At 63.1% G+C, this 15,627-nt stretch carries 13 protein-coding genes and 1 tRNA gene; 7 read left to right on the top strand and 7 right to left on the bottom strand.

Annotated elements, in window-relative coordinates; genetic code table 11:
- Nucleotides 1-36: 36 nt before the first annotated feature.
- The 6 genes from AC1DWZ_RS15955 to hemC form a co-directional block, all read right to left on the bottom strand.
- Nucleotides 37-240 carry a hypothetical protein gene (locus AC1DWZ_RS15955; protein ID WP_477169907.1) on the bottom strand — a complete coding sequence of 68 codons (204 nt, stop codon included), beginning with the start codon at nucleotides 238-240 and terminating at the stop codon, nucleotides 37-39.
- A 149-nt stretch (nucleotides 241-389) separates the two neighbouring features.
- A complete protein-coding gene (locus tag AC1DWZ_RS15950; RefSeq protein WP_477169906.1) occupies nucleotides 390-716 on the bottom strand; it encodes a hypothetical protein in 327 nt (108 codons plus the stop codon).
- Between the two features lie 352 nt (nucleotides 717-1,068).
- A tRNA-Thr gene (locus AC1DWZ_RS15945) sits at nucleotides 1,069-1,143 on the bottom strand.
- 30 nt (nucleotides 1,144-1,173) lie between these two features.
- Nucleotides 1,174-2,706 (bottom strand): heme biosynthesis HemY N-terminal domain-containing protein, encoded by a 1,533-nt coding sequence (locus tag AC1DWZ_RS15940; RefSeq protein WP_477169905.1) that lies wholly within the window; start codon nucleotides 2,704-2,706, stop codon nucleotides 1,174-1,176.
- Nucleotides 2,707-2,719: 13 nt separating this feature from the next.
- Nucleotides 2,720-4,936 carry a uroporphyrinogen-III synthase gene (locus AC1DWZ_RS15935; RefSeq protein WP_477169904.1) on the bottom strand — a complete coding sequence of 739 codons (2,217 nt, stop codon included), beginning with the start codon at nucleotides 4,934-4,936 and terminating at the stop codon, nucleotides 2,720-2,722.
- Between the two features lie 10 nt (nucleotides 4,937-4,946).
- A complete protein-coding gene (gene hemC, locus AC1DWZ_RS15930; RefSeq protein ID WP_477169903.1) occupies nucleotides 4,947-5,930 on the bottom strand; it encodes a hydroxymethylbilane synthase in 984 nt (327 codons plus the stop codon).
- Between the two features lie 74 nt (nucleotides 5,931-6,004).
- Here hemC and tsaD point away from each other — a divergent pair, with 74 nt between their 5' ends.
- The 7 genes from tsaD (at nucleotide 6,005) to AC1DWZ_RS15895 (ending at nucleotide 15,124) form a co-directional block, all read left to right on the top strand.
- Nucleotides 6,005-7,066 carry a tRNA (adenosine(37)-N6)-threonylcarbamoyltransferase complex transferase subunit TsaD gene (gene tsaD / locus AC1DWZ_RS15925; protein WP_477169902.1) on the top strand — a complete coding sequence of 354 codons (1,062 nt, stop codon included), beginning with the start codon at nucleotides 6,005-6,007 and terminating at the stop codon, nucleotides 7,064-7,066.
- Nucleotides 7,067-7,118: 52 nt separating this feature from the next.
- On the top strand, nucleotides 7,119-7,409 hold the full coding sequence (locus tag AC1DWZ_RS15920) for a YciI family protein (RefSeq protein ID WP_477169901.1): 291 nt from the start codon (nucleotides 7,119-7,121) through the stop codon (nucleotides 7,407-7,409).
- 8 nt (nucleotides 7,410-7,417) lie between these two features.
- Nucleotides 7,418-7,831, top strand: coding sequence for an EVE domain-containing protein (locus AC1DWZ_RS15915; RefSeq protein ID WP_477169900.1), 414 nt, complete (start codon nucleotides 7,418-7,420; stop codon nucleotides 7,829-7,831).
- A gap of 114 nt (nucleotides 7,832-7,945) precedes the next feature.
- Nucleotides 7,946-9,421, top strand: coding sequence for a cell envelope integrity protein CreD (gene creD, locus AC1DWZ_RS15910; RefSeq protein WP_477169899.1), 1,476 nt, complete (start codon nucleotides 7,946-7,948; stop codon nucleotides 9,419-9,421).
- A 203-nt stretch (nucleotides 9,422-9,624) separates the two neighbouring features.
- Nucleotides 9,625-11,712 carry a methyl-accepting chemotaxis protein gene (locus AC1DWZ_RS15905; protein ID WP_477169898.1) on the top strand — a complete coding sequence of 696 codons (2,088 nt, stop codon included), beginning with the start codon at nucleotides 9,625-9,627 and terminating at the stop codon, nucleotides 11,710-11,712.
- A 274-nt stretch (nucleotides 11,713-11,986) separates the two neighbouring features.
- The gene (gene acs / locus AC1DWZ_RS15900) at nucleotides 11,987-13,924 is read left to right on the top strand and encodes an acetate--CoA ligase (protein WP_477169897.1); all 1,938 of its coding nucleotides are present in this window, start codon (nucleotides 11,987-11,989) and stop codon (nucleotides 13,922-13,924) included.
- 48 nt (nucleotides 13,925-13,972) lie between these two features.
- Complete coding sequence (locus AC1DWZ_RS15895) at nucleotides 13,973-15,124, top strand: cyclic nucleotide-gated ion channel (RefSeq protein WP_477169896.1); 1,152 nt, start codon at nucleotides 13,973-13,975, stop codon at nucleotides 15,122-15,124.
- A gap of 9 nt (nucleotides 15,125-15,133) precedes the next feature.
- On the opposite strand, the gene AC1DWZ_RS15890 is transcribed toward AC1DWZ_RS15895, so the two are convergent.
- Nucleotides 15,134-15,622 (bottom strand): RNA pyrophosphohydrolase, encoded by a 489-nt coding sequence (locus AC1DWZ_RS15890; protein ID WP_477170083.1) that lies wholly within the window; start codon nucleotides 15,620-15,622, stop codon nucleotides 15,134-15,136.
- Nucleotides 15,623-15,627: the final 5 nt, after the last annotated feature.

The raw sequence follows: 15,627 nt of genomic DNA, 5'->3' as shown, positions 1-15,627 counted from the left end.
TGACTGGCCGGAGTGACAAGCGCCACAGAAGTTTAGTCAGTGGATTGTGTTGTTGGTCTTCGACGCCTCGCTTCGCAACTCGGCGAGGGCCCGAAGAATGCGTATCCAGGTCCCATGCCTCTCTAGTTCGCCGAACTCAAGCAATCGATCAGCCCGCAGAGCGGCGATAACATCGGCATCCTCGCCATACCTGTCGTAGAGAAGCTTGGCATAATGGGAAATCTCTACCTCGGACGTCATCACAGAATCCTTGTTGAACTCGCTCCAGCCAGTACGTCTGGTCGCCCTTCTTGAATCGTCGATTCTATTGCATTGGAACGACCGGAGCGGGAGAGGAGAGGCCGCTTTGCCTCTCCTCTAACCAGTTGCCTCCATTTGTGACGCTTCCCTTATTGGGCGGCCCCACTCGACCCGTCCGTATTCCCAGTATCCTGATCTATAATATTGCTGTTTTCTGGGTTGCTCGGGCCACTTTGTGTTGTGGTGGCGTTGTTTGAATCGATATTTGTCGGATTGCTGACGCCGCTTTGCGTATTGACGTCCGGTGTGGGCAAAGCGTTGTCCACAGCGTCGTCATCCTGCGGACAGTCTGCCGCCGTACCTTCGGTGCAATTGGCTGGATTGGCGGAGTTTGGAAGCACCTGGTCAGCGTACGAGGCTGCTCCACTCAGCAACAGTGCCGCGGCGGCGATTGGTGTCAGGAATTTGTAAGTCATCGCTGTTCTCCATTTCGGTTAGTTCCACTTAAAACCAAACCGACGCGACCGGCGGTCGTTCCTCCGATTCGTGTTGGGCCGGAGACGGCGCGACACTCGGTCGCGATGAAGCGCGTAGGCCCAACAAATAATCGGGCGAACCGCATTGGACGATCCATGCGGACTAGCTCCAAATCGCTTGTCGCGTGAGAACAGCGGACGACGCCCACACCATCGTTCCGGTCATGTCGCCATCGCAAAGCGATTGTGGGCAATTGGGCAATCGTATGGCCAGCATGGCGCCAGCGCGCGCTGCGGCGGTCTGATACATATCGCGACTGAGAGGTCGCGGCCGTGCATTTTGGGGAGAAAATGGTGCCGCCTCGCGGAATTGAACCGCGGACCTACTGATTACGAATCAGTTGCTCTACCCCTGAGCTAAGGCGGCGCCGGCTGCCAGATTGGCGCGGGCCGGAAGCTAGTTTATCAGCCGGGCCGCGTCAACTGATGCGGCGGAGGAAATCGCCTGGCTGGTTTCCAGCTTCTGGCGGGCCGTCTCCGGCGCGAGAATTTCGATTTCTGCAGTCGGATCAAGGGGTTTGGCCTGATCCTGGCGGGGTGCAGAGAGCGCCAGGGCAGCGCCGCCCAGGCGGCCGCCAGCGGGATGGCGCCACTCGAAACTGTCGATCGCCTCGCAATGCGGGCAGATCAGCTGCCAATGGCCGCTTTCCGGTCCGGCATCGCCGCGACCGCCACATTGCTGGCAGATCCAGCCTGCATCGGGCCGCGCGGAACTTGCGGCATCGAGCCAGCTGCGGGCAGCCAGATGATCGCCCTTTTCGCCTTCTTCGATTTGCGCCAGCGCCCGGCAGGTGGCGCGGCTGGGGCCACCCAGGGAAACAGTTTCCAGTTCCAGCAGCCGGTCGATATGGCGATGCGCTTCGCCCCAGAGTTCGGCGGCGACATCGGCTTCGGCGAGGATGCGGTGGGTTTCGATATGATCGGGATTCTGCTTCTGCAGCCGCTCCAGGCGCTGGGTGCGCTCCAGTGGCCGTTCATTGTCGCCGGCGGCGAGATAGGCCTCGCCCAGGATCTCATGGGGATGATCGTCCCAGACCTGTTCGATGAGGCGCATCGCTTCCTTGCGCTTGCCTTGGCGCACCATCAGGCGCACCAGCACGAAGCGCGCGGGGGCGAAATCGCCGGCGAGCTTCACTGCTTCGCGCGCGGCACTTTGCGCCACGTCGGCGGAGACGTCGGTGCCATCCACGATGAGCGCCTGGCGGGCCTTTTCGGTGAGGAGAGCCGCACGCCGGCGCTGGCCGGCCTTGGCGCCCAGCGCACCGGCGCGGATGAGAGCTTTCAAGCTTTCGTCGGCGGCGTCGAAGCGCCCGGCCTTGGCCTGCAGGCGCATGGCGGTCTCGCCTGCCCATTGCGCGTTGGGATTGGCGGCAAGGGCGCGTTCGGCAAGACGCCTTGCCTCAACCTCGTCGCCTTCCTTGAGCGCGCCTAAAGCCAGACCACGCAGGCCGAGGATTGCTGTTTCCGGCGTTTCGGAGAGCGCCTTGAAATGGGCCTGGGCTGCCGCATCGTCACCTTCGAGCTGGGCAGCTTGTGCGGCCAGCAGGCGCGTGATCGCCGGTTCTTTATCGCCGCGGGTGAGCAGCTTGCGCGCGGTCACCGAGAGGCGCTTGGCTTCCCTGGCATCGCCGGCGGCAGCTGCCGCGAGACCACGGGTGAGCGCCTGATAACCCTTGGCTTCGCGCGCCTGGCCGCGCAGCGCACCGATATCGCCGGGGACGGCGACGATGCGGGCGATGATGCGGCCGACCACGAAGAGGATGCCCAAGCATAGCAGGACGCCCAGCAAGGAAAGGGCGATGGGATGGAGATCGGTGCGATAGCCGAACCAGGTGAGCGAGAGGCTGCCGGGCCGGTTGGCGAGATAGACTGCCACCGCCACTAGCAGGCCGAGCTTAACGACGAACCAGAGGACGCGGAAAAAGGTCATTGTCCGCCCCTCGTCAATTCGATTGATCGGGTGTGGCGGCGCCGTCTTGCGCCGCCGGGTCTTGTACTGCTGGCACTAATGCTTCCGCCGACACGCTCGCCAAATGGCCGGCGGCTGTGTCGAGGACGAGGCGCGCTTCCGCCTGGGCCAGCCAATCCTTCGCGGCATCGGTGGCTTGGCCGCTCATGCCCTTCACTTCGGCTGCGGCGGCAGCAAGGTCGCCAGCACCGAGGCGGGCTTCGGCGCGGGCAAGATGCGCCAGGGTGCCGTCGCCTTCGACATCGCCCACCGGCCGCACGGTGACCAGTTCGGAAAGGCGGTTGAGCGTCTTTTGCAGCCAGCCGCTGTCAACGCCGAGTGCAGCACCCGCCGCATCGGCGGAGGCAGCCTGGGCGATCGCTGCCGTCGGCAGGGATGCCTGCAATTGCGAGAGTGTCGGTGCACCGGTGTCGGCGATGGGCTTCAAGGGATCGAGCGCTGGCGCGAGCTTTGCCGCAATGTCCGGATCGGCGCGGCCGAGATCTTCGGCCGCGGCAAGCTCGGCGGAGAAGGGGCGGTCGCTGGTGAGCCCAGCGCGCAACTGGCCCAGTGCCAGGACGAGGGCTGCCGCGCGCTGGCGCTTCAGGCCGATATCGGCATTGTCCTGAGTCATTTCGCTGAGGCCGGCACCCAAGGTCTTGGCTTCGCTTTCCAGAGCGGTGAGGCGGTCGTTGAGGGCGGCGACGTTTTCCAGTTTCGCCTTGGCGGTCTCGATCTCGGCCTTCTGCGTCGCTGTCTCGCTGCTCAGGGAATCGAGCCTGGTTGCCGCATCGCCAAGCCCTGCGAGCCTGCCTTCCAGTTCCGCCAATCTTGTGGTCAGTGCGGTGACATCGACGGCGGGTGTTGCCGGTGCCTGGGTCTCGCCGGTGCCCGTGGTGTCGGTCGTGTTCGAGGCGGCCGTTTCAGATGTGTTTGGAGACGGCGTCGCATTGGCCAGCTGGCCGATCTTTTCCTCAAGCGCTGCAAGGCGCATCTCGATGGGACCGAGATCGATCGGCTGCGGGACGGCGCCGCTGTTGCCGGTCGCCTGTGTCAGCTGGTCTTTCCAATTGGCGATCTCGGCCTGCAGGTCCTGGAGCTTCTGGCGGGCCTGATTGTCGATGCCGGCGGTGGTTTCCTGCGCTGCCAATTGCCGCTTGAGATCGGCGATGTCGGCAGCCAGCGACGCATCGCCTTGGGTCGCCGCCGGCCAGGGGAGATAGGGGCGCCAGACCGGCTCCGTCACCACCATGGCACCGCCGGCAATGGCGCCGGCCAGCAGGCCAAGGATGAGGGCGCCACCGCGGCCGGGACCGGCGGGCTTGGGCATCGCGGCGACGATGGCGGCACCCGCTGCCGCATCGCTGGCCGCGGCAGCGCGCATGTCGGCGTCGATGGTACCCGTGGAGCCATCTGTGGAGGCGCCGTTGTCCCGCGCCGCTTCTTCGCGCGGTGACTCTGCGGCTGGACCTGAGTTCGACATCTCCACATCTCTCCTTTGTTGCTCAAGCTCGACCAGTGCCAGCAGAGCGTCGCTGTCCGGGCGGGCGGCGATCTCGCTGCGCCGCCAGTCCAGATCCTTGACCTCGCGCGCCACCGCGGCGCTGAGGCACAGGGCGGTTACTTTCTGCAGTCCCCCATCTACCGGTGCCGCCCGCCGCCACAGATCGACAAAAGTGCGCGCCGAGCGCGGCGAGAACAAAGCAATGGCATCGATGCCGCCGAGGCGCAGATTCATCAAGGTGGCCGGTGACAATTCCGTGGCCGGGACGGCATCATACAACACCGCGCGCCGAACCACGAAACCGGCGGCTTCCAGCTGTCCCTTGAGATCCCCGGCCAGGCTCGATCCCGCCGCATGCAGCAGGGCGCCATCGCGCGGATGCAGGCGGTCGGTGACCAGGGTGGCAAGGCTGGTGACGTCGCCAGAGGCACTTTCCACCTGGGCAAAGCCAAGCTCGCGCGCCACGGTGGCAGAGCCATCGCCCACGGTCAGCACCTTGAGATCGCGGCGCGAATTGGCGGCAGCAAAGCAGCGCACGCCATTGGCGCTGGTGAACAGGATGGCTTGCACGCCGTCGAGGTCGATCGCCGGTGTCGCGATCGGCTGGACGGTGAGCAACGGTTCGATGGTGACGTCGAGCCCGCGCGCGATCAAGGTCGCGGCGAAGCTTTCGGCATCTTCCCTGGGTCGCGTGATGAGAATGCGCATGGGGGCAAAACTAAGCCAGGAAATCGGGCCCGGCTAGTGACTTCAGGTGCCGCCCCGAGTCGCGGCCAAGACGCGCTGCGTCGGCCACAGGGCCGCTGCGCGCATCGCGGAAAATGCTGCTGCCATCGGGCTTGGCGATCAGGGCACGGAGATGCAGCTGGCCGTCCGGCGTCAAATGGGCATAGGCGGCGATCGGCGTGCGGCAGGATCCTTCCAGTTCGGCAAGGCAGGCGCGTTCGGCGGTGACGGCGGCTTCGGTATCGGCGTGGTGCAAGGGCTGCAGCAGATCGCGCATGCGGCGATCCGCCGCGCGGATTTCGAGGCCGATCGCACCTTGTGCCACAGCCGGCAGCATTTCCGTCATATCGAGGATGGCGGTGGCGACATCGGCCTTGCCCAGGCGCTTCAGGCCGGCAAGGGCCAGCAGGGTGGCGTCGGCATCGCCGTTGGCGAGTTTGTTGAGGCGTGTTCCCACATTGCCGCGGAGCGTCACCACCTTGAGGTCGGGGCGGAGCGCCAGCAGCTGCGCCTGGCGGCGGAGCGAGGCGGACCCGATCACGGCACCTTGCGGCAGGGTGGCGATGGATGTCCCACTGCGGCTGATCAGGACGTCACGAGGGTCTTCGCGCTCCAGGAGGCAGCAGATTTCGAGCCCATCCGGCAGCTGGGTCGGCACGTCCTTCATGGAATGGACCGCAAGGTCGATTGTCCCAGCCAGCAGGGCTTCTTCAATTTCCTTGGTAAACAGGCCCTTGCCGCCGATTTCGGACAATGCCCGGTCCTGGATCTGGTCGCCGGTCGTCTTGATGATCACGATTTCGACGGTGCCGGGCGCGGAGAGGGCAGTATGGGCGGCGGCGAGGGCTGATTTGACCATTTCCGCCTGCGCCAGGGCCAGAGGCGATCCGCGCGTGCCGATACGCACGCCAATTCGTGAATCCGGGCCCGAATCCGGGCTGCCGCCTTGGTTGATCCCTGGTGCCGAACCGGCCATAACTACCTCGCTTTGCTGGCCGCCCTTTCCTAGCGGCCATGGCAACGGATTGCAAATTCCGCAACGTGGTTGAAATGGTCGTTTTGGGTATCGAATCTTCCTGCGATGAGACGGCGGCGGCCATTGTCGCCGGCGACCGGCGCATCCTGGCCGATACGATCTTTGCGCAGATCGCCGAACATACGCCCTTTGGCGGGGTGGTGCCGGAGATCGCCGCCCGCGCCCATCTCGACCATCTCGACGACACGATTGCGGCCACCATGAAGCAGGCGGGGTTGGGCTTCGCCGACCTCGACGGTGTTGCCGTCACCGGTGGGCCTGGCCTTATCGGCGGGGTCATCGTCGGCGTCATGATGGGCAAGGCCATCGCCATGGCCCACAACAAGCCCTTCATCGCGGTCAATCATCTGGAAGGCCATGCGCTCACCGCGCGCCTCACCGACGACGTGGCCTTTCCCTATCTGCTGCTGCTGGTCTCCGGCGGCCATTGCCAGCTGCTGGTGGTCGAGGGCGTGGGCAGCTACCGGCGCCTCGGCGCCACCATCGACGATGCGGCCGGCGAGGCGTTCGACAAGGCGGCGAAATTGATGGGGCTGGGCTTTCCCGGCGGGCCGGCCGTCGCTGCCGCTGCGCGGGACGCGACACATCCCTATCCCGACCTGCCGCGCCCGATGAAGGGGCGGCCGGATTGCAACTTCTCGTTCAGCGGCCTGAAGACGGCGTTGCGGCAGCGGGTCGACAGCTTGCGCGCCGAGAACGCGTTCGACGATGGGACGCGGGCCAATCTCGCCGCCGGTTTCGAGCAGGCGGTGGTCGATTGCCTGATCGACCGCACCCAGCGCGCGCTGAAAATCGCCAAGGCGGAGTATCCGACCCTGGGCGCCCTGGTCGTGGCCGGGGGTGTTGCTGCCAACCAGCATTTGCGCGCTGCCCTGCAGAAGCTCAGCGCCAGTCACGGCGTTAAGATCGTGGCGCCGCCACCGCGCCTCTGTACCGACAATGCCGCGATGATCGCCTGGGCCGGGATCGAGCGTTTCCGCCTGGGCGAGCGCAGCGGCTTCGACTATGCGCCACGGCCCCGCTGGCCGCTGGACAATGCGGCCCCGCAACTTGCCGGCGCCGGTGTTAAAGCTTAATGGGTTAAAGCCTAATGAGAATTGATCTTCTGCGAAGGATGAGGAACCTGACATGGCGTTCATGATCTATTGTCTCGACAAGCCCAACCATCTTGAGATGCGCATGGCCAATCGGCCGGCCCATGTCGACCATCTCATCAAATATGAAAGCCAGTTGATCTCGGCCGGGCCGCTGCTGACGCCGGACGGCCAGACCATGATCGGCAGCCTGCTGGTCCTCAATGTCGACGACCGTGCCTCGGTCGATGTGTTCGTGGCGGCCGATCCCTACACCAAGGCCGGGCTCTTTCAATCGGTCACCATCATGCCCTACCGCAATGTCTTCCCGCGCGCGGCGAAGTAGGTGGTGTCATGAATTACTGGCTGGTGAAATCCGAACCTGTCAAATATGCCTGGGACCAATTGGTCAAGGACGGCAAGACTTTCTGGAATGGTGTGCGCAACTACCAGGCCGCCAACAATCTCAAAGCCATGAAGAAGGGCGACCAGGCTTTCTTCTATCATTCCAATGAGGGGCTGGAGATTGTCGGTATCTGCGAGATCGCCAAGGAATATTACCCCGACCATACCGATGAGAGCGGCAAGTTCGGCATGGTCGATGTCAAGCCGTCGCGTCCGTTGAAGACACCGGTCACGCTGGCCACCATCAAGGCGACGCCCGACTTGGCCGATATCGCGTTGATCAAGCAGTCGCGGCTGTCGGTCATGCCGATCACGGCGCCGCAATGGAAGCTGATCTGCAAGATGGGCGGCATCAAGCCGTAACGCGTTTCGCAGGATTACCGGCAGATGGCCGCGATCCTGCCATGATCCGGCCGCGCCGCCGCCCAGCCCAGCGTCCACAAAACCCCTGTTCATTTCACATGACAGGGGTTTTTCATGACCGACCAAGACGACGCGGATACTGGGCCGGACAACGGGCCGGACAATAATCTGGTGCCGCCGGACCCGGCGGATCGCGTGGCGCTGCCCCGCCGGACTGGCATCTTCCGGAATGCGGGCTTCGAGGCTGCAAAGCGTGTCCTCTTTCTGTGCGGCCTCATCCTCATCATGCTGATCCCGCTCGGCATGGTCGAAGGGGTGGTGCAGGAGCGCAGCGACCGCAAGCGCGAGGTGGTGGCCGAGATCGGCGATCAATGGGGTCCGGCACAGACGGTGAGCACGCCGATCCTGCTCGTCCCCTATGAATCGGTCGAACGGCGCAAGACGGCCGATGGCGGCAGCGAAGCGGTGAAGGTGCGCCATGTCGCCACCTTTCTGCCGGCGCAAACGAACGTGACCACCAATTCGGTCCATCAACAGCGACACAAGAGCATCTACAACGTCCTTGTCTACAGCGCCAAGCTGCAGATGAGCGGATCGTTTTCGGTGCCGGATTTCACGCGCTGGGATGTTGCACCAGAGCAGATCCGCTGGAACGAGGCGCGCCTTGCCATCCTGCTGCCGGGCACACGGGCGCTGCGCGCCATCACGATCAAGGCTGACGGAAAATCGCTGGTGGTCGAAGGGTTGACGCCGCAGATCTTGCAGGGCCAAGGGCTGGGTGCCGATCTTGCGCTCATGGGGCCGCAGATCGTGAAGTTCGACATCGACGTCGCGCTCAATGGCCGCGCGTCACTTGACGTATTGCCGCTGGGCGGCCAGACGGAAATCGCGACTGCCAGCACCTGGCCGCACCCCAATTTCACCGGCACGCCGCTGCCGGCCGAGTACAAGATCGACGAGGGCGGCTTTACCGGGCATTGGTCGGTCAATCATCTGGCAACCGGCATTCCGCTGGCCTGGCGGGATGGCGAGTTCACGTTGCAGCCCGATATCACGCCGACTGTCGGCGTCAGTCTTGCTGAACCGGGCGACGTCCATCAGCAGACCGAGCGCATCGTCAAATACGGGCTGTTGGTGGTTGGGCTGACCTTCGGCACCATCTTCATCATCGGCCTGCTGAAACGCGACCGCGTCCATCTGGTTCAATATCTTCTGATCGGTGCCGCCATTTCGCTCTTCTATCTGCTGCTGCTGTCGCTGGCCGAGCAGATCTCCTTCGGGTACGCCTATCTCATCGCCAGCATCGTCGATATCACGATCGTTGCCTGTTATGCCGCCGCCACCATCCGGCGCGTGGCGGGCCTGTTCACCGGCATGATCCTGACCGCGCTCCACACCTATATGTTCGTCCTGCTGCAGATGGAGAGCTATGCGCTGCTCTCAGGCACGATCGGCCTGCTGATCATCCTGGTCCTGACCATGGTGGCAACGCGCAAGGTCGATTGGCATGCCATCGGCGACGATACCCAAAACAGCTTTGGCGCGGGCTTTGGCTCGCAAGCGGTGGGTGCAACGCCGATAGCCCCTTAATTCCTACTGGCAATGGACTGTTGCTTTGACCGGATGGGCAGGTATCGCGCGATACCTGCCCATCGTCCTTTGGCCAGAGTATTTTGGTCCGAATACTTTGGTCCGAATGCTGGCTAAATTAACGAAATCGATAGATTTACTGCTTATCAATCATCTTACAAATGGGGCGATGCCCCCAGAGTTTGATGAAGACGAGGGCTGCCATGTTCCGCACATCGATTTCCCGCCTGTTGATCACCCTGCAGATCGTGATCCTGACCGGCCTGGTGGCCGCCATGGTGGTCTTCGCAGCAAACGCCTGGCAGGACTATCAGGCAGCAAGGGTTGCGCAGGTGTCGGTGGATTCCGATTATGCGGTGTTCCAGGCGGTGAGGGCGGAACGCGATCAGATCAGTCCCGCCCAGACCAGTATCCAGACGGCTGACGATCCGAAGCCCAAGATCGACGAGGTGATTGCCAAGGCCGATACCGCATTGACGGCCGCCCTCGATCAGGTGCAGGCGATGGATCTTGCCGGCAAGGATGCTCTGCTTGCCGATGTCGATGCCAAGGTCAAGGCGATGAAGGCGCTGGAGGCTACGCTCTACGAACAGGCAGCTTTGTCCAAGGAGGAGCGTGCTAAACCGGAAACCCTGAAGAAGACCATGGATTGGCGCGCCTCTGTCTACGACACCCAGGATGCGCTCAATGCGATGTCGGTGGTGATGGGCAATGTCGTCCGAATGCAGGATCCGTTCCTGGCCGAAATGGTTCAGGTGCGGCGCCTGGGCTGGATGCTGCGCAACACCTATGGCCCTCAATGCACCTTGTTGCGGACACAGGTCGCGGAGAGTGCGCCGTTGCCGCCGGAGAAGACCGCCGAGTGGAACAAGGGCATCGGTATCTATACGGGCGGTTTCCTCGTGCTGGATGAGTTGCTGGCAACTCCCAGCACTTTGCCTGAAATCAAGAGTGCGGTGGAAACTGCGCGTTCGCAAATTGCCGAGACGCAGGCCAAGCTGACCGATATCGCTGCCAAATTTGACGGCAGTGGCAAGCCTGCGATGGAAGGCAAGGCTTTCAGCGATCTTTGCAACGGCCCGTTCAAGGCGATCCTCAAAATCACTGACGTGGCCTTCGAACAGGCGAAAGTGCATGTCGAAGGTCTGCGTCAGCATGCCCTATGGACGCTGATTGCGGCCTCCGTCGGCCTCGTCATCGCCGTCATCCTTGCCGTACTCGGCGTGATGGCCGTGCTCAACCGCTTCTCGAAGCCGATCCAGGTCTTGATGGGCGCTGTGGCCCGTTTGACTGAGCGGAATTTCGCTGACCCGGTTCCCGAACCCAGGCAGCCCGACGAACTGGGCAAATTGTCGGTGGCGCTGGAAAGCCTGCGGATGAGTGCGATGGAAGCTGAGCGCCTGGAGCGTGAAGCCAGCGAGCGGTCGCAGGCGGAATTGCAGAAGGCACGTGATTTGCAGGAGCTGTGCCGTCAGTTCGACAATCAGGTCAAGCAATCGCTGGTGACGATCGGCCAGTCGACGGATGCCTTGCGCAGCACGGCCGACACCATGCGTGATACGGCCAACAGTTCCAGCAGCCAGGCGCAGGCCGTGGCCAATGCCGCCAACCAGGCAGCCGGCAACGTGCAGACCGTGGCGGCGGCAACCGAGGAATTGTCGGCCTCGATCGCGGAAATTTCGCAGCGCGTCACCACCAGCGCCGACGGATCGCGTGCTGCTGTGTCGAAGGCCGAGGAAACCAACCGCACCTTCGATGCACTTGCCAAATCGGCGCAGCGCATCGGCGACGTGCTGGGCCTGATTTCGGAAATCGCGGCGCAGACCAATCTACTGGCCCTCAATGCCACCATCGAAGCGGCCCGTGCCGGCGATGCCGGCAAGGGCTTTGCCGTGGTGGCGTCGGAGGTCAAGAATCTCGCTGGCCAGACCTCCAAGGCGACCCAGGAAATTTCGGAACTGGTGACCGAAATCCAGTCGACCACCAATCTTGCCGTGACCGCCATCCGCGACATCACCAGCTCGATCAACGCGATCAGCGAAGGGGCGACCGCCATTGCCGCGGCGGTCGAGGAGCAGGGGGCAGCGACGGGTGAGATTGCGAGCAGTGTGCAACAAGCAGCCCAAGGCACCCAGGAAGTCACCCATACCATCGCCATCGTCGCCGAATCGAGCCAGCGGACCGGCACGGCGGCCACCGATGTCGCTTCGTCGCTGGAAGATATGCTGCGCGAACAGGGCAATCTGCGCCATGCGGTCGAGGAGTTCCTGACCCGCGTGCAAGCCCGGTAATACCCTGACCCACCCAGACGATTAGGACTGCAAATCCCTCCGAAAGGAGGGATTTTCTTTTGTGGCCGTTCGGGCTGCTATGTGGTGGCGGGATATGCCTGGGGACGTACCCAGGTATATGCTGGAGGATGTCAGGGGCATGGGCGCCCAAAGCCTTGTAACGGCGCGACGTTCTGTCGATAATCCGCAGCGAATGGGCGTTCCGGGCCAACCGGACGCAATAATGATAAGTCGATGAGTATGTCGATTACGGGGCTTGGGAGGCCCGAAGCGTATGAGCGAACAGCAGGTTTTCGACGTTCCGGCCGCCGTGGCAGCCCGGGCACATGTCAATGCCGCCCAATATGACGCCATGTACCGGAAGTCGGTCACCGACAATGCCGGCTTCTGGGGCGAGCATGGCAAGCGCGTCGACTGGATCAGGCCCTATACCCAGGTCAAGGACGTCGACTTTACCGGCGATGTGCGGATCCGCTGGTTCCATGACGGGACCCTCAATGCGTCGGTCAATTGCATCGACCGGCATCTGGCGACCCGCGCCAGCCAGACCGCGATCATCTGGGAAGGCGACAATCCCACTGAATCGCGCCACATCACCTATGCCGAACTGGCCGTGGAAGTCAGCCGCATGGCCAATGTCCTGAAAGCGCACAACGTCAAGCGCGGCGACCGCGTCACCATCTACATGCCGATGATCCCGGAAGCTGCCTATGCGATGCTGGCCTGCGCCCGCATCGGTGCGGTGCATTCGGTGGTATTCGGCGGGTTCTCGCCGGACAGTCTGGCCGGGCGCATCGTCGATTGCGATTCACCGGTGGTGGTGACCGCCGACGAGGGACTGCGCGGTGGCAAGCGCGTGGCCTTGAAGGCCAATGTCGACGCGGCACTGAAGCAATGCCCGAACGTGAAAGCCTGCATCGTCGTGAAGCGCACCGGTGGCGAGGTCGCCATGCAGACGGGCCGCGACTTCTGGTACCATGACGAGGCGGCGAAGGTGGCGCCCTATTGCAGCCCGGCCGAAATGAACGCCGAGGATCCGCTGTTCATCCTCTATACCTCCGGCTCGACCGGCAAGCCCAAGGGTGTGCTGCACACCACCGGCGGCTATCTCGTCTATGCCGCCTTCACCCATCAATATGTCTTCGACTATCACGACGGCGATATCTATTGGTGCACGGCCGATGTGGGTTGGGTGACCGGCCATTCCTATATTCTCTATGGACCGCTCGCCAATGGCGCCACGACCCTGATGTTCGAAGGCGTTCCCAATTATCCCGACGCCTCCCGCTTCTGGCAGGTGTGCGACAAGCACAAGGTCAACATCTTCTATACCGCCCCGACCGCGATCCGCGCATTGATGCGCGAGGGCGAGGAACCGGTCAACAAATGCAGCCTGAAATCGCTGCGCCTGCTGGGTTCGGTGGGCGAACCGATCAATCCCGAGGCTTGGCTGTGGTACAGCCGCGTGGTCGGCAAGCATCACTGCCCGATCGTCGATACCTGGTGGCAGACGGAGACCGGCGGCATTCTCATCTCGCCCTTGCCCGGTGCCACGAAGCTGAAACCGGGTTCCGCCACCAAGCCGCTGCCCGGCATCATGCCGCAGATCGTCGATGCGAATGGTGTGGTGATGGAAGGGGCGTGCGAGGGCAATCTGTGCATCGCCGATTCCTGGCCGGGCCAGATGCGCACGGTCTATGGCGATCACAAGCGCTTTGCCGAAACCTATTTCAGCACCTATCCCGGCAAGTATTTCACCGGCGACGGCTGCCGGCGTGACGAGGACGGCTATTACTGGATCACCGGCCGCGTCGACGATGTGATCAACGTCTCCGGTCATCGCATGGGCACGGCGGAAGTGGAAAGCGCCCTGGTGGCACATCCCAAGGTCGCCGAGGCTGCGGTGGTGGGCTATCCCCACGACATCAAGGGCCAGGGCATCTACGCCTATGTGACCCTCACCATGGGCGTCGAGCCCACCGAGGAGCTGCGCAAGGAACTGGTGCAATGGGTCCGGAAGGAGATCGGCCCGATCGCTTCGCCGGATCTTATCCAATGGGCGCCGGGCCTGCCGAAGACCCGCTCCGGCAAGATCATGCGCCGTATCCTGCGCAAGATCGCCGAGAATGAGTATGGCGCCTTGGGCGATACCTCAACCTTGGCCGATCCCAATGTGGTGACGGATTTGGTCGAGAATCGGATGAACCGGTAACATAGCGGTTCAGGCGGGGAGATGGCCTGCTAGGGGAAGGCTGGGTCTATGACCCTACATAGCGCGCTCGTCGACGCACTTGATGCGAGGTCGGAGGGCCATGAGCCGGCCTTCTGGCTGCGCCTTCTGTTTGCGGTAACGATCCTGGTGGCGGTCGGCGATGCGTCGCTCGGTACCGTGCCGCAGCTGGCGGTCGATGCCCCCTGGTTTCGCCTGGGCGGTTTATTCTGCGGCATCCTGTTTTTGCTGGAGTGGGTGGCACGATTCTGGTGCGCACCCGAACTTGCACCGGGCAGGGAGCAGCCACGCAAGCGCTACCTGTTTTCTTTTCTGGGAATTGTCGATCTTCTGGCGGCCGGATCGCTCCTGACCCTGGTCCTCGGGGGAAACGCCTGGCGCGATGCCACGCTGTTGCTGCAGCTCGTCGCCCTGTTCAAGCTGGCGCGGTTTGCCACCGGCCTTTCGCTGATCGTTGCCGTGTTGCGCAACGAGGCGCGGTCGCTGTTTGCAGCCCTTGCCACCATGCTGGTGGTGCTCTTTCTGGCTTCCTCGATCATGTATCTCCTTGAGCGCGACGCTCAGCCGGCGGTCTTTTCGTCGATCCCGGCAGCCTTGTGGTGGGGGATCGTCACCATGGGCACGGTCGGCTACGGCGACATGGTTCCCTTGACGGGCCTGGGGCGCCTGTTCGGCGGCAGCATCATCCTCATCGGCGTCGCCATGTTCGCTGTCCCCGCCGGCATCCTCGCCACCGGTTTTGCCGAAGAATTGAAGCGGCGGGATTTTGTCGTGACTTGGCACGCGGTCGCCAAGGTGCCGCTCTTTTCCGGGCTGGATGCAGCACGGATCGCCAGCATTGCCCGGTTGCTGAAATCGCAGATCGTGCCCGAACGCCAGGTCATCATCCGGCGTGGCGAGCCGGCTGATGCGATGTTTTTCGTGATGGCGGGCGAGGTCGAAGTCGATATCCGGCCAGCACCCGTTCGGCTCGGCAAAGGCCAGTTCTTTGGCGAAATCGCGCTGGTGACGGAGGGGCCGCGCACAGCGACCGTCACGGCCGTTGCCGAAACGCGGCTGCTCAGTCTCGACCGTGTCGATTTTCACCGCTTGACGCAGCAGCAGCCCGAATTAAAGGCGGCGATCGCAGCGATTGCCGCGGCGCGCCTGAAGGATCAGGAAAAGAATTCCGACCAGGCGTGAGCCTGGCATCTAGTCCACCAGATGGCGGAAGGCCTTGACGATGTCTTCATAAAGGCCGCGCTTGAAATCGACGATCAGCTTGGGCGTTTCCTGGAGATCCGCCCAGCGCCAGGCGCTGAATTCGGCATGATCGCCGTCGATGACGATCTCGCCCTCATCGCCGGTGAAGCGGAAGGCGTACCATTTCTGCTCCTGGCCGCGATAACGGCCCTTCCACATCTTCGGGACCAGTGTGCGCGGCAGATCATAGCGCAGCCAATCGGGTGTTTCGGCGATGAAGTCCGCCGAGCGGACCCCAGTCTCTTCATGAAGCTCGCGCCAGGCGGCAGCCAACGGCTCTTCGCCCTTGTCGATGCCACCTTGCGGCATCTGCCAGGCGGGTTCCGGGCTGTCGATGCGCTGGGCGACGAACACCTTGCCGGCCTTGTTCAACAGGACGATGCCGACACCGCGGCGATAAGGCAGCCGGTCGATCTGGGCATCGGTCATTTTGCTCATCGTCA

It is taken from the genome of Dongia sp. P2_B8 (assembly GCF_056404715.1).
The sequence above is the reverse complement of the archived record's forward strand: the minus strand, read 5'-3'. Positions and strand labels throughout refer to the sequence as shown.